This is a genomic window from Phenylobacterium sp. (assembly GCF_030646615.1).
GTDB lineage: Bacteria > Pseudomonadota > Alphaproteobacteria > Caulobacterales > Caulobacteraceae > Phenylobacterium.
In genome coordinates this window covers 20,181-33,826 of sequence record NZ_JAUSLG010000022.1, presented here as the reverse complement: position 1 = coordinate 33,826, position 13,646 = coordinate 20,181, and the positions used below count along the sequence as shown (strand labels likewise).

14 protein-coding genes are annotated in these 13,646 nt (G+C 69.7%); 4 read left to right on the top strand and 10 right to left on the bottom strand.

What is annotated here, in order from left to right:
- Window positions 1-101 precede the first annotated feature (101 nt).
- On the top strand, window positions 102-674 hold the full coding sequence (rsmD, locus tag Q7S93_RS03515; RefSeq protein ID WP_304712191.1) for a 16S rRNA (guanine(966)-N(2))-methyltransferase RsmD: 573 nt from the start codon (window positions 102-104) through the stop codon (window positions 672-674).
- On the opposite strand, the gene Q7S93_RS03510 is transcribed toward rsmD, so the two are convergent.
- Window positions 660-935, bottom strand: a complete 276-nt coding sequence (locus tag Q7S93_RS03510) for a YjhX family toxin (protein ID WP_304712190.1) — start codon at window positions 933-935, stop codon at window positions 660-662. The genes rsmD and Q7S93_RS03510 overlap by 15 nt on opposite strands.
- Window positions 936-1,241: 306 nt before the next feature.
- Between Q7S93_RS03510 and Q7S93_RS03505 the strand changes: the two genes are divergently transcribed.
- Window positions 1,242-1,424, top strand: coding sequence for a hypothetical protein (locus Q7S93_RS03505; RefSeq protein ID WP_304712189.1), 183 nt, complete (start codon window positions 1,242-1,244; stop codon window positions 1,422-1,424).
- Here the strand turns inward: Q7S93_RS03505 and mutL are convergent, their stop codons facing one another.
- Entirely contained in the window at window positions 1,425-3,284 is a 1,860-nt protein-coding gene (gene mutL, locus Q7S93_RS03500; RefSeq protein WP_304712188.1) for a DNA mismatch repair endonuclease MutL, read from the bottom strand.
- Between the two features lie 86 nt (window positions 3,285-3,370).
- Between mutL and Q7S93_RS03495 the strand changes: the two genes are divergently transcribed.
- Window positions 3,371-4,324 (top strand): TraB/GumN family protein, encoded by a 954-nt coding sequence (locus tag Q7S93_RS03495; protein ID WP_304712187.1) that lies wholly within the window; start codon window positions 3,371-3,373, stop codon window positions 4,322-4,324.
- A 3-nt stretch (window positions 4,325-4,327) separates the two neighbouring features.
- Here the strand turns inward: Q7S93_RS03495 and Q7S93_RS03490 are convergent, their stop codons facing one another.
- The 5 genes from Q7S93_RS03490 to Q7S93_RS03470 all read right to left on the bottom strand — a co-directional run bounded on the left by Q7S93_RS03490 (window position 4,328) and on the right by Q7S93_RS03470 (window position 9,995).
- Window positions 4,328-4,876, bottom strand: a complete 549-nt coding sequence (locus tag Q7S93_RS03490; protein ID WP_304712186.1) for a DUF3035 domain-containing protein — start codon at window positions 4,874-4,876, stop codon at window positions 4,328-4,330.
- A gap of 77 nt (window positions 4,877-4,953) precedes the next feature.
- Window positions 4,954-5,451, bottom strand: a complete 498-nt coding sequence (gene lspA, locus Q7S93_RS03485) for a signal peptidase II (RefSeq protein WP_304712185.1) — start codon at window positions 5,449-5,451, stop codon at window positions 4,954-4,956.
- Between the two features lie 65 nt (window positions 5,452-5,516).
- Entirely contained in the window at window positions 5,517-8,462 is a 2,946-nt protein-coding gene (ileS, locus tag Q7S93_RS03480; RefSeq protein ID WP_304712184.1) for an isoleucine--tRNA ligase, read from the bottom strand.
- Window positions 8,463-8,635: 173 nt separating this feature from the next.
- Entirely contained in the window at window positions 8,636-9,571 is a 936-nt protein-coding gene (locus Q7S93_RS03475) for a bifunctional riboflavin kinase/FAD synthetase (RefSeq protein WP_304712183.1), read from the bottom strand.
- A 1-nt stretch (window position 9,572) separates the two neighbouring features.
- Window positions 9,573-9,995 (bottom strand): MaoC family dehydratase, encoded by a 423-nt coding sequence (locus tag Q7S93_RS03470; protein WP_304712182.1) that lies wholly within the window; start codon window positions 9,993-9,995, stop codon window positions 9,573-9,575.
- Between the two features lie 121 nt (window positions 9,996-10,116).
- On the opposite strand from Q7S93_RS03470, the gene Q7S93_RS03465 reads away from it, so the two are divergent.
- Complete coding sequence (locus Q7S93_RS03465; protein ID WP_304712181.1) at window positions 10,117-10,239, top strand: hypothetical protein; 123 nt, start codon at window positions 10,117-10,119, stop codon at window positions 10,237-10,239.
- A 13-nt stretch (window positions 10,240-10,252) separates the two neighbouring features.
- Here the strand turns inward: Q7S93_RS03465 and Q7S93_RS03460 are convergent, their stop codons facing one another.
- The 3 genes from Q7S93_RS03460 to Q7S93_RS03450 all read right to left on the bottom strand — a co-directional run bounded on the left by Q7S93_RS03460 (window position 10,253) and on the right by Q7S93_RS03450 (window position 13,422).
- A complete protein-coding gene (locus Q7S93_RS03460; RefSeq protein ID WP_304712180.1) occupies window positions 10,253-11,116 on the bottom strand; it encodes a TIGR01459 family HAD-type hydrolase in 864 nt (287 codons plus the stop codon).
- A gap of 55 nt (window positions 11,117-11,171) precedes the next feature.
- Window positions 11,172-12,431: a flagella assembly cyclic-di-GMP phosphodiesterase TipF gene (tipF, locus tag Q7S93_RS03455; RefSeq protein ID WP_304712179.1), complete on the bottom strand. Its 1,260-nt coding sequence runs from the start codon at window positions 12,429-12,431 to the stop codon at window positions 11,172-11,174.
- A gap of 112 nt (window positions 12,432-12,543) precedes the next feature.
- Entirely contained in the window at window positions 12,544-13,422 is an 879-nt protein-coding gene (locus Q7S93_RS03450; protein ID WP_304712178.1) for a 3-hydroxybutyryl-CoA dehydrogenase, read from the bottom strand.
- Window positions 13,423-13,646 lie beyond the last annotated feature (224 nt).

The window sequence follows — 13,646 nt, the reverse complement described above, 5'->3', positions numbered from 1 at the left end:
GGGGTCCGCGCCCCCCCGGCCCCAGCCGCGGCGGCCCTCGCCCGTCCGGGCCGCCGCGCGGCTCGAGCGGCCCCCGCGGACCCAAGTCCCGGGGCTAGGCCATGCGTATCGTTTCGGGTGAGTTCCGCGGCAAGAGCCTGGCCGCGCCGCAAGGGGTGAACACGCGCCCCACCTCCGACCGCGCCCGCCAGGCGATCTTCAACATCCTGGAGCATGCGCCGTGGTCGGGCGGCCTGCGGGACCTGCGGGTGATCGACCTGTTTGCGGGCTCCGGCGCACTCGGCTTCGAGGCCCTGTCCCGGGGCGCCAGATTCTGCCTGTTCGTGGAGACCGACGAGGACGCCCGCGGCGCCATCCGCGAGAATGTGGACGCCATGGGCCTGTTCGGCCGCACCCGGGTCCACCGGCGCGACGCCACCGATCTGGGCCTGCGCCCGGGCGGCGATGGTCCGGCCTTCGACCTGGCCTTCGTCGATCCGCCCTATGGCAAGGGCCTGGGAGAAGCCGCCCTGCCAGCCCTGGCCAAGGGCGGCTGGCTCGCCCCCGGCGCCCTGGTCGTCTGGGAGCGGGGAGCCAGCGAACCGCCGCCGAGCGTGGCCGGCTATCAAGAGATGGACGCCCGCGACTATGGCGCCGCGCGCGTCCACTTCCTGACATACTCACCAGAGGCGTGAGGTCGTCCGGTTGTCCTGCCGACTGCGCAGGTTGATCAGGCCGTCGCGGGTGATCCGATAAGGCCCGCCGTTGCGGCTGGAGATGAAGCCCCGACGGCGCAGGGCCTTGAAGACGGCCAGGTCACAATCAGTCAGCCGCCACCCCTCTCCGGTGATGCAGTCGACATCGATGATATGGCCGCGGTGGTCACGGACAGGGCGAAGGGTGGCCCCCTGGGCGAGGGCGTGCAGCGTCCTTTGCTGCGGTTTGGAGATGTTCAAGGAAGGTCGTCCGGTGGTCAGGCATAGCCATGCCGTCCGCGCGCCGACGCGACGCGGATGACGGGGTTCGCGCCTGAATTCCGTGCGGACGTTTCTCACGTCCGCGGACGGCTCAGGCTCGGCGGCTCATCGCAACGGGAGACATAAGACCCTCTTCCAGAGACGCTGAAGCTAGCAGGATCGCGCTCATCGGCAAGATGGTCCCGCCGTGATGCGGGCGAAGCTTGAGTATTGGGACATTTTTATGAATGTTCTCAGACTCTTGAGGACGATCCAGCTTCACTGTCTGTTCAAGGTTGCCGGGCAGTGTCCGCCCATCGTCCGCTGGGAATCGTCCTCGCCATGTTGGCCATGCTCTTTGACCTGGCGGACCCGGTTTCGCCGATCCGGCCCGACACCCAGGTCGAACAGATGAGCGGCGACGCCGCAGCCTATATGGCGCAGGGCATGGACGCCGTGGTGGAAGAGCCTGCCGAGGCGGCGGCCTGATCAGCGCCGGCCGAACAGGCGCTCGATGTCGGCGAGCTTGAGCTCCACATAGGTGGGGCGGCCGTGGTTGCACTGGCCCGAATGGGGGGTGACCTCCATCTGGCGGAGCAGGGCGTTCATCTCCGGGCCGGTCAGCCGTCGGCCCGCCCTCACCGAACCGTGGCAGGCCATGGTCGAGCAGACCTCGGCCAGCCGCTCCTTCAGCGCCAGGGCCTGGTCGTTTTCGGCCAGGTCATCGGCGATGTCGCGCACCAGGCCGGCCGCGTCGGTCTCGCCCAGCAGGGCCGGAGTCTCGCGCACCAGCACGGCGCCGGCGCCGAAGGGTTCGATGACCAGGCCCAGCGCCGCCAGCTCATCGGCCCGGGCCAGGACCCGCTCGGCCTCGGCCGGGTCCAGCTCCACCACCTCGGGGATCAGCAGGGCCTGGCGGGCCACCGCCCCCACGGCCATCTCGGCCTTCATCTTTTCATAGACCAGCCGCTCATGGGCCGCGTGCTGGTCGACGATGACGACTCCGTCGCGGGTCTGGGCGACGATATAGGTCTCGTGCACCTGGGCCCGGGCGGCGCCCAGGGGATGGTCGACCAGGTCGGGAGTGGGCGGCTGGGCGCTGCCGTTTTCCGCCATGCCGGAAACGTAGCCGCCGGGCGCGAAGGCCGGTTCATGGCGGGCCGAGGTTTCGCTCAGGCCCGGAATCGCCTGGGCCAGGGCCGGCCCCCATCCGCCGCCGCTCCAGCTGGAAAACCCCTGGGCCGAGGGGCCGGGGCGATAGGCCGGGGCCGGGGTCATGCCCGGGCGCAGGCCCTGCAGGGCGTCGGCGGCCACGGTGGTGGAGGCCCGATGGCCGGCGCCGGCCAGGGCGTGGCGCAGGCCGCCGACGATCAGGCCGCGCACCAGGGCCGGATCGCGGAAGCGCACCTCGGCCTTGGCCGGATGGACGTTCACATCCACCAGGGCGGTGTCGATGGTCAGAAACAGCGCCGTCAGCGGGTGGCGGTCGCGCGCCAGGAAGTCGGCATAGGCGCCCCGCAGGGCTCCCTGCAACAGGCGGTCGCGCACCGGCCGGCCGTTGACGAACAGATACTGATGGGCCGAATTGCCCCGGTTCAGGGTCGGCAGGCCGGCATAGCCCGACAGGCGCACGCCCTCGCGATCGTGATCGATCAGCAGGGCGTTCTCGGAGAACTCCCGGCCCATGATGGCCGAGAGCCGCGCCAGCCGTCCCAGGTCCCCGGCCGGTTCGGCGGGCAGGCGCAGGACCTTTCGCCCGTCGATCTCCAGGCTGAAGCTGACCGCCTCATGGGCCATGGCCTGGCGCTTGATCTCGTCGGCGATGGCCATGGCCTCGGCCCGCTCGGACTTCATGAACTTCAGCCGCGCCGGCGTGGCGTAGAACAGGTCGCGCACCTCCACCCGGGCCCCGTGCGGGCCGGGGAAGGCGGCGGGTGAGACCTGGCCCATGGCCCCGCCGTCCACCCGCAGGGCGTAGGCGTCGGCGGCGCCCTTGGCGCGACTGGTGATGGAAAGCCGGGCCACCGAGCCGATCGACGGCAGGGCCTCGCCGCGGAAGCCCAGGGTGACGATGCGCAAAAGGTCATAGTCGCCGGCATCGTCAGGCAGCAGCTTGGAGGTGGCGTGGCGCTCCACCGCCAGCAGCAGTTCCTCGGGCGAGAGGCCAAAGCCGTCATCGGCCACCAGGATGCGGGTCAGGCCGCCCCCTTCCACCTGTACTTCGATCTGCCGCGCCCCGGCGTCCAGGGCGTTCTCCACTAGCTCCTTGATGGCGCTGGCCGGCCGCTCGACCACCTCGCCGGCGGCGATGCGGTTGACGGTTTCGGGGGGAAGACGATGGATGCGCATGTTCGAGCCTGGGTGCAAAAGGCAATATAGGACGATTCAGGCTGCGGGGGCGGCCCCTCCTTTATTGAAGGATGAGGAAAGAGATCATGCGCCTGACCGTCGCCCTTCTGGGCCTGCTGCTGCTGGCCTCGCCCCTGACGGCGGCGGCGCAGGCTCCCTCGGCCCTGCCCCAGGACCCCGACGCCGTGCTGGTCGAGGAGTTGGTGGTCACGGCGCGAGAGATCGGGCCGGCCTGGTGGCGGGTCTCGGATGGCGATTCCACCGTCTATGTGATGGGCGTGCCCTCGGTGATCCCCAAGGGCTCCGGCTGGGACCCCTCGGTCCTGGAGCGACGGCTGGAGGGCGCCAACCGCGTCATCCTGCCCTTCAACAATGCCAGCGTGAACCTGCTGACCGTGCCCGGCGCGGTGATCAGCCTGATGCGCCTGCGGTCCGGGACGCCCTATGAGGAGACGCTCGATCCCGAGCTGCGGGCGCGGTTCGTGGCCGCCCGCGCCAAGGCCGGGCAGGACGCCGGCCGCTACAAGACCCGCAACGGCATGGCCGCGGCCCTGCTGCTGGTCAGCGACTATCGCGACGCCGCCAGCCTGACGGCCGCCGACCCGGCCAAGACCATCGGCCGGATGGCGGCGGCGCGGGGGATTCGCGTGGAGGCCAAGACCTATGACGCCGCCCCGCTGCTGGCCGCGGTGGTGCGGACGCCGGCGGCGGCCCAGCGGGCCTGCGTGCTCGAAGCCCTGGCGGCGGTGGAGGCGGGCCCGGGTTCCGCCCAGGCCGCCGCCCGGGCCTGGGCCTGGGGTCGGGTGCGCGAGGCCCTGGGGGGCGAGCGGAGCTATGAGCGGTGTGTCGCCGCCGCGCCGGGGGCGGCTGAGCTGGATGCGCGCCTGAAGGCCGACCAGACCCAGGCCATCGTCAGCGCGCTGCGCCAGCCGGGCCACAGCATCGCGGTGGTGCAGCTGCGCCCCCTGCTGGCGCAGGGGGGCGTGCTCGATCGGCTGGGCGCGCTGGGCTACGAGATCCGCACCCCGGCTGAGGACTAACCCCTAGAGGCCGGGCAGCTTGATCCGGCTGTTGGCCTCGCGACGGATGACCACCTGGCCGCCGCCGGTGAGGGCGTCGATGCGCGCCTGCTCGGCGGCCGGATCGATGGGACCCGACAGGTCTTCGCCCGCAGGCGCGGACGGGGCCGCATCGCCGCGCCAGAACATCACGCGATTGGCGAAGCTCTCTTCCTTGTGGGCGATGCCGCCGAACTCATCGTCCACCACATAACGGATCAGCGGGTCAGCGCCGGCCACGCCGGCCTTGGCCACCAGGGCCTGTTCAGCCGGGCTGCGGTTGAGGCCTTCACGCTCGCCCGTCAGGGCCGCACGGGCGGCGCTCTCGGGACGAAGTTCCTGGGGCTGCGGCTCGCCGGGCGCCGGCGGGCGCAGGGCATAGTCGGGCGGCACCACAAGGGGGGCCTTGGTGACGACGCGGAACTCGTCCGGGGTCACCTTGGTCATGCCGAGCGCCGAACGGGTGGAGCTGCAGCCGGCCAGACCGACCGCGGCGACCAGGGCGCCGGCGAAAATCACGCGGTTGAGGGTCATGACGAAACGCTCCTAGGGCCGCCCCCGGCCGGAAAGTCCATTGCATTAGCGCAAACAGGGGGCTGGCGCCAATCTCCTTAGGGCTTCGCGCCCAGGGGTTTGGCGTCCCGCCGCAGGCTGTCGAGCAGCAGAAGGGCCACCCCGATGGTGATGGCCGCGTCGGCGATGTTGAACACCCAGGGGAAGTAGAGCCGCGACACGTCGATGAAATCCACCACCGCCCCGAACCGCGCCCGGTCGATGGCGTTGCCGATCGCCCCGCCCATGACCAGGCCGAGCGCCGCGCCCATCAGGCCCCGGTCGGCCCGCCGGGCCCAGAAGGCCAGGACGATGGCCACCACCACGGAGAACCCGACCAGCAGCCAGCGCCCCAGGTCCTGGTCGGCGCGCAGCAGGCCAAAGCTGACCCCCTGGTTCCAGACCATGGTCAGATAAAAGGGGCCCCCCGCCTGTTCGCTGACGCGCGAGGGCAGGTCATAGACGAACAGGATCCAGTGCTTGGACAGCTGGTCGAGGATGATGATGGCCAGGGCCAGCCCATAGGCGGTCCAGCCGTGGCGATTGGCCAGTTTCACGAGACCCGCCTCCGATCAGCAAATTGGCCCAGCGCCATGGCCGGGCTTTATGCGGTCTTGGACGCTCACGCGCCAGCCCCGCCCTGGGCGGCGTCCCAGGCCGCCACCGCCTCGGCGTCGCGCAAGGATAGGTCGGGGTAGCGCCGATCGCTGCCCACCTCCGGCAGGATGCGCCAGGAGCGGGCGCATTTCTGGCCCTGCGCCCGCAGCGGCTCCACCGCCACGGCCGGCGTCTCAGCCAGGCGGAAGGCCTGGGCCGGGCCCTCGCCAGCGCTGAGCGTCGCCTGGCTGGTGCGGAACACCTCGGCCGGATCGAGCCCGTCGAAGGCGGCCAGCAGATCGGGATCGTTGATATGCACCACCGGGGCGGCCTCAAGGGCGGCCCCCAGGCGCTTTTCCCGGCGTTCCACTTCCAGCGCCCCTGTGACCACGGCGGTGACCGCCTGGACCTTGGCCCAGCGGGCGGCCTCGCCGGGATTGGCCCAGGCCGTCGGCGTCTCGGGGAACACCCGCAGGGCGTTGGACCCGGCCTCGGGGAAGCGCATCGTCCAGGCCTCCTCGGTGGTGAAGGGCATCAGCGGCGCCAGCCAGACGGTCAGGCGCTCGAAGGCTGCGTCCATCACCGTGCGGGCGGCCCGGCGGCGCAGGGCCGAGGGCTGGTCGCAATAGAGGGCGTCGCGGCGGACGTCGAAGAACAGGGCCGACAGGTCCTCCTGGCAAAAGGCTATCAGCGGCCGGATCACGTCCTGGAAGGCGTAGGCGGCATAGGCGTCGCGCACCTCGCCATCCAGCACCTGCAGGCGATGGAGGATGTAGCGCTCCAGGGGCGGCATGTCCTCCAGAGCCACGGCCTCCTGGTCCGAATAGCCGGCCAGGGCGCCCAGTATGTAGCGCAGGGTGTTGCGCAGCTTGCGATAGGCGTCCGACGTGGTGGCCAGGATCGTCTTGCCGATCCGCTGGTCCTCGGAATAGTCGACCATGGCTGCCCAGAGCCGGATGATCTCGGCCCCGGATTCCCTGATGATCTGGTGCGGATCGACGGTGTTGCCCTTGGACTTGGACATCTTCTCGCCGTTCTCATCCATGGTGAAGCCATGGGTGAGGACGCCGTTATAGGGCGCGCGGCCCCTGGTGCCGGAGCTCTCCAGAAGCGAGGACTGGAACCAGCCGCGGTGCTGGTCGGAGCCCTCCAGATAGAGGTCGGCTGGCCAGCGGGTGTTCTCGCGGCCCTCCAGGGTGAAGGCGTGGGTCGAGCCAGAGTCGAACCAGACATCCAGGATGTCCTCGACCTTCTCGTAGCGCTCCGGATCGTGGGCGCCGAGGAAGTCGGTGACCGGCCGGGTGAACCAGGCGTCGGCGCCCTCGGCGGCGATGGCCTCGATGATGCGGGCGTCCACGTCGGGATCGTGCAGGGGCTGGTTCGTCTCCTTGTCGACGAACATGGCCAGCGGCGCGCCCCAGGCGCGCTGGCGGCTGATCAGCCAGTCCGGCCGGCTCTCGACCATGGTGCGGATGCGGTTGCGCCCGGCCTCGGGATAGAAGGCGGTGGCCTCGATGGCCTCCAGGGCGGTCTCGCGCAGGGTGCGGCCCCCGTGCTGCGGCGTGTCCAGGGGCTCGTCCATGCGGATGAACCACTGCGGCGTGTTGCGGAAGATCACCGGCGCCTTGGAGCGCCAGGAGTGCGGATAGGAATGCTCCAGCCGCCCGCGAGCCAGCAGGCCGCCGGCCTCGATCAGCTTGTCGATGACGGCGTTGTTGGCCGGGCCGAACTTGCCGGCCTTCTTGCCCTCGGTCTCCAGCACCTTGAGGCCGCCGAACAGGGCCACGTGCGGATAATAGGCGCCGTCGGCGTCCACGGTCTCCGGGATCTCCCGGTGGCCGTGCGCCAGCCAGACCACATAGTCGTCGGCGCCATGGCCCGGCGCGGTGTGGACAAAGCCCGTGCCGGCCTCTTCGGTCACGTGATCTCCGGCCAGCAGGGGCACGGAGAAGGCGTAGTGGGTGTCCAGCGCGGCCAGGGGGTGCTCGCAGACCATACCCTGGCAGTCGATCGTCTCGACCCGGCGCCATTTGGCCACCTTGGCGGCCTTGAAGACCTCCTCGGCCAGCTTGTCGGCGAGGATCAGCCGGTCGCCGGGCCTGGCCCAGGGCTCGAAGGCCAGGTCGGTCTCCATCGCCTCGACCAGATAGGCGCCATAGGCGATGGATTCGTTGTAGGCGATCGCCCGGTTGGCGGGGATGGTCCAGGGGGTGGTGGTCCAGATGACCACGCTGGCGCCGCGGGCCGCGTCGGACCCTTGGGTCACCGGGAACTTCACCCAGACCGTGGGGGAGACATGGTCGTGGTACTCGACCTCGGCGTCGGCGAGCGCGGTGCGTTCCACCGGGCTCCACATCACCGGCTTTGAGCCGCGATAGAGCTGGCCCGAGGCCACGAACTTGTGGAACTCCGCGACGATGGCCGCCTCGCTGCCATAGTCCATGGTGGCGTAGCGGTTCTCCCAGTCGCCCAGGACCCCCAGGCGCTTGAAGCCGTCCTTCTGAACGCCGATCCACTGGCCGGCATAGGCGCGGCATTTCTCGCGGAATTCGGCCTTGGAGACCCCGTCCTTGCGGCGGCCCTGGCCGCGCAGCTCTTCTTCGATCTTCCACTCGATGGGCAGGCCGTGGCAGTCCCAGCCGGGCACATAGTCCACATCGTAGCCCATGGCGAAGCGCGAGCGGACCACGAAGTCCTTCAGGGTCTTCTGCAGGGCGTGGCCGATATGGATGGCGCCATTGGCGTAGGGCGGGCCGTCATGCAGCACAAACAGCGGCGCGCCGGCCGCCTGGCGCGTCTTGCGGGCGGTGTTGTAGAGGTCGATCTCCTCCCACCGGGCCAGGATCTGCGGCTCCTTCTGCGGCAAGCCTGCGCGCATGGGGAAGTCGGTCTGGGGAAGAAAGACGGTGTCGCGATAGTCGCGCCCCGCCTGTTCGGAGGAATTGGTGCGCTTTTCAGCGTCGTCGGCCATGGGGTTTTTTCGTCCAATCGGGAGCGGAGAAAGGCGGAACAGGTCTCGGCGCGCGCTGGATCAACACTCCGGCGGCGTCACGCCGGGCGCATAATTCGCAGGAATTTCCGGCCGCTCGTCATCCGGGCGTCCTAGCAGACGGCTGCGGCGCGAGCGAGCCCTTTAGGTCGGCCTCAGAAGTCCGGCATCAGGATCTGGCGGGCCTGGGCGGCGTCGCGCATCACCTGTTCGACCATGGCCTCGAGGCTGGTGAACTTCAGCTCCGGCCGCAGGAAGGTGATCAGATCGGTCTCGATGGTCTGGTCGTAGATGTCCTCGTCGAAGTCGAACAGCCACACCTCAAGCACCGGGGCCACCTCGCCCACCGTGGGATTGACGCCGATATTGGCCACGCCGGGAACCTCGCGGCCGTCAGGCAGGCGGGTGCGGGTGGCGTAGACGCCAAACCGCGGCTGCACATAGTCGTCCACCTGCACATTGGCGGTGGGGAAGCCCAGTTCGCGCCCCAGCTGGCGGCCCCGCTGGACCACGCCCTCGATGGCGAAGGGGCGGCCAAGTATGGCGGCGGCGGCTTCCGGATGGCCGTCCCGCAGGGCGTCGCGCACGGCGGTGGAGGAGTATTTCTCGCCGCTGTCATCGGCCACGGCGCCGGCGACCGACACCCCGAAGCCGAATTCCTGCCCATAGTCCTTCATGGTCGCGGGGCTCCCTGTCCGGCCCTTGCCGAAGGAGATGTCGAAGCCCACCGCCACATGCGCCACCCCCAAGCCCTCGTGCAGGACCTGCTGGGCGAAGTCGCGGTCGGTCAGGCTGGCCATCTCCGGATCGAAGGGGAGGATGTAGAACAGGTCCACCCCCAGCCCCTCAAGGGCGCGGGCCTGCTGGCCCGGCCGCATCAGGCGAAATGCCGGCGCATTGGGCGCAAAGATCTGCCGCGGGTGCGGATCGAAGCTGATGACGCCCAGGGGCGCGCCCGTCTCGTGGGCGGCCTTGGCGGCCAGGGCGATCACCTGCTGGTGGCCGCGATGGACCCCGTCGAAATTACCGAGCGCGATGGAGGCGCCGCGGTCGCGGGCCATCAGGCCCTTCCATCCCTTGATCACGCGCATGTCAGGCCTCCCGCTTGGGCAGGAGGACCACGGCCTCGCCATCGACCACGGTCTTGCCGGCCACGGTGCAGACGGTGGCCAGGGTCACCTGGCCGCGCCGGGCGTCCAGGGCGCGGACGGTGACGGTGGTGGTCACCTCGTCGCCGAGGCCCACGGGCCGGCGAAACCGCAGGTTCTGGGACACATAGACCGAGCCAGGCCCCGGCAGGCGCGAACCCAGCACCGCCGAGATATAGGCGCCGGCCAGCATCCCATGGGCGATGCGCCGCTTGAACGGCGTGGTCGCGGCATAGGCCTCATTCAGGTGCAGGGGATTGTCGTCGCCCGACACGGCGGCGAAGGCCTCCACATCAGCGGCGCTGACGGTGCGGGCGATCTGTGCGCTCTGGTCCAGGCTGAGGTCCTCGAAGAATAGTTCCGGCAACGAAACGCTCCCTTTTGGGCCTGCATAGACGCAAGCCCCCGCAAAGCGAAGGCGCTTGCGGTGGACGCGAGCCCCGATCGGCGCCGAATATGGCGCAGTCAGACTTCCAATGGGGTGACCGATGAGAATGTTCAAGCCGGGCCTGGCTGTGGCCCTCCTCGCGGTGCTGGCGGCCGGCTGCAACCAGACGCCGGCCGATCCGGCTCCACCGCCGCAGACGCCGGTGGCTGTGGACGCCCCGTAAGGGGCCAAGCGCGTTACCAGCTCAGCTCGGCCATGGCGAAGCGCGCTTCTGCGCCTTCCTGGCGGAGCAGGGCCTCGACGGCGGCGGCGTCCAGGCCCTCAGGCGTGATCGTTTCGGCGCCGTGGATGCCGGCGGCGATGAACAGCACGTCCAGGCCTTGGGCGTTGGCGCCCTTCACGTCGGTGGCCACGCCATCGCCGATGCACAGCATCCGCGACCGCGCCACCGGGCCGCCGGTCAGCCGCTCGGCCTGCGCCACGCACAGGTCGTAGATGGGCGCGTGCGGCTTGCCGGCCATGACCACCTTGCCGCCCAGGGTCTCGTAGAGCTGGGCGAGCGCGCCGCCGCAATAGATCAGCTTGTCGCCCCGCTGGACGACAATGTCGGGATTGGCGCAGACCATCTCCAGCCCGCGGGCCGCAGCGCCTTCGAACCGCGCCTGATAGTCGCCGGGGCCTTCGGTCTCGTCGTCGATCGGCCCGGTGCAGGCGATGAAGGCGGCCTTGTCGAGGCTCTCGAAAGACAGGCCCAGACCGGCATAGAGCGGCGCATCGCGATCGGGGCCGAGGCGCCAGGCGGGACCCGGCGCCCGTTCGGCCAGCAGCAGGCGGGTGGCGTCGCCGGAGGTGACGAAGGCCGACCAGGCCTCGCGGGGCACGCCCAGGGCGTCCAGCTGGGCCACCACATCGGCCGAGGGCCGCGGCGAATTGGAGATCAGGATCACCGGGCCGCGCTCGGCCCGCCAGCGGGCCAGCGCCGCGCAGGCCTGCGGGAAGCTCTCGCGGCCATTGTGGATCACCCCCCAGACGTCGCTCAGCAGCACGTCGTAATGGTCGGTGAGGTCGGATAGGCCCTGGGGCGTGTGCGGCGCGGTCATGAGGCGCGGCGGTAAAGGTCGCAGCCCCTGCGGTCAATGCGCCGCGGGGACGAAGCTAGGCTCGGCCGCCGGCCCGACGGCGCAGACCCTGGCGCAGGAAGTCGGCCGGGGGGTCGGCCTCGGCCAGGACGGCCTCGCGGATCGGCCGCGGCTCGCCGAACAGGTGGCCCTGCCCATAGCCGACCTCAAGCTCCAGCAGATCGACGATCTGCCGCTCGCTCTCGACCTTTTCGACGATCACCTCGACCCCATAGCGGCGGGTGAGCTGGCAGAAGTCCTCGGCGGCCAGGTCGGGCAGGGACTTCAGCACCAGGCGGCCGTCCAGCTCGATCATCTCGTCCAGCAGCATCTGGGCGCCCACCCGGACGAACTTCACATCCGAGCGCGCCAGGTCCTGCAGGTCGAAGTCCAGGTCGGTGACCTTGTCGAGGGAGAAGCGGAAGCCGAGATCGGCCAGCTTGGCCATGTTGCGCGCCTCCACCGAACCGCGGGCCTCGAAGGCGCCCTGGCCCAGTTCGAAGATCAGCGCCCCGGCCAGGTCGCGATTGGCCGCCAGCATGTCCAGGAACTGCGGGAAGAAGCTCTCATCCCCAAGGCTGGTGGGGGCGACATTGCAGAAGATGCCGACCTTGCGATCCTGCTTGGCCAGCCGCCGGACGATCTGCACGCAGCGGAACAGCAGCAGATTGTCGATGGCCGTCATCAGGCCCTCGGCCTCGGCGACGCTGATATATTCGGCCGGCATCAGGACCCGGCCGCTCTCGTCGCGCAGGCGCGAGAAGCTCTCATAGAAGATGGTCTTGCGCTGGGGCAGGGCGACCACCGGCTGCAGGTAGAGGTCGACGCGGTTGTCGGCCAGGGCCCCGCGGACGGTCTCCAGCAGGACGGCTTCGCGGCGGGGGTCGTGGCCCGGGCGGGCCTGGAGCGGGGCGGTGGTCATCCGCTCTTCCAGGCGCTGGCCCATGCGCTGGACCAGGTCCTCCAGCATGTGGACTTCGCCGGAAAGTTCTTCGGAACGGCGCAGGGCGTCGTCGGTGACGGTCTCCACCACCTCCGACAGCCGGGCGTCCACCCGTTCCACCTGGTCGATCAGGATGCGATGGGCGTCGCGGATGGCGGCGATCTCGGCCCGGATGCCCGAGGAGGTCAGGGCGTGCTCGATCAGGCCGTGGAAGGCGAAGGCCAGGCCCAGGCCGCCGACCAGGGCGGCGACGCCCGCACCCCAACCGCCGCCGTTCCGCCAGAGCGAAAGGGCGATGATCAGCGCCAGACAGAGATAGGCGCCGCAGAGCAGCGCAAGCGTCAGCCTTCGCATGAACCCGCCTGTTCGAATCGCCCTGAGTATCGGCTACGCCGGGCGCGCAAGTCGAACAGAATAGCGATTAAGCCCAGCCTGGGCGCCGATCGGTCGCAGGCGCGCTGGGGGATTAGCGGGTGGGGACGGGGTTTTCGCCGCGATAGTCATAGAAGCCGCGGCCGGCCTTGCGGCCCAGCCAACCGGCCTCGACATATTTCACCAGCAGCGGGCAGGGCCGGTACTTGGAGTCGGCCAGGCCGTCATAGAGGACGTTCATGATCGACAGTACGGTGTCCAGGCCGATGAAGTCGCCCAGTTCCAGCGGACCCATCGGATGGTTGGCGCCCAGCTTCATGGCCGTGTCGATGGCCTCCACCGTGCCGACGCCTTCGTACAGGGTGTAGATCGCCTCGTTGATCATCGGGACCAGGACGCGGTTGACGATGAAGGCCGGGAAGTCCTCGGCGTTGGCGGTGGTCTTGCCCAGCGACCGGGCGAAGTTGACAGCGGTCTCGTAGGTCTCGGCGCCGGTGGCGATGCCGCGGATGATCTCCACGAGATTCATGCGCGGCACGGGGTTCATGAAGTGCAGGCCGATGAACCGCTCCGGGCGATCTGTGGCCGAGGCCAGGCGGGTGATCGAGATCGACGAGGTGTTGGAGGCCAGCAGCGTATCGGGACCGAGGTGCGGCGAGAGCGCGCGGAAGATGGTCTTCTTGACCTCTTCGTTCTCGGTGGCGGCCTCGATGGCCAGGTCCGAGGCGCCGACGGCCTGAAGCTCGGGCGCCCCCTTGATCCGGGCCAGGCCGGCGTCCATGGCGGCCTGGTCGATCAGCCCGCGAGACACCTGGCGGGCCATGGCGTGCTGGATATGGATCAGGCCTGCGTCGATCCGCTCGGCGCTGACATCGTGCAGCAGCACGTCATAGCCGCCCAGGGCGCAGACATGCGCGATGCCGGAGCCCATCTGGCCGGCGCCGATCACGCCCACCGATCTGATCTCAACCATGTCCACTCGCCCCAAATCTGCGGGCCGCCTTCAGGGCCGCCTCTGGTCTGTGACGGCTTTCTAACATGGGGGATGGCGACCCCGCCAAGGTCTTTATGCTGCGCCGCAATGTGATCGGCTGTCGGTTTGTGCCCGGAAAGCCGCAGTTGCGAACAAAAGCGGAGGCAAAACGAAACGAGGCGGCGCCCGGGGGCGCCGCCTCGCAGGAAGCCAAGGAACGGCTG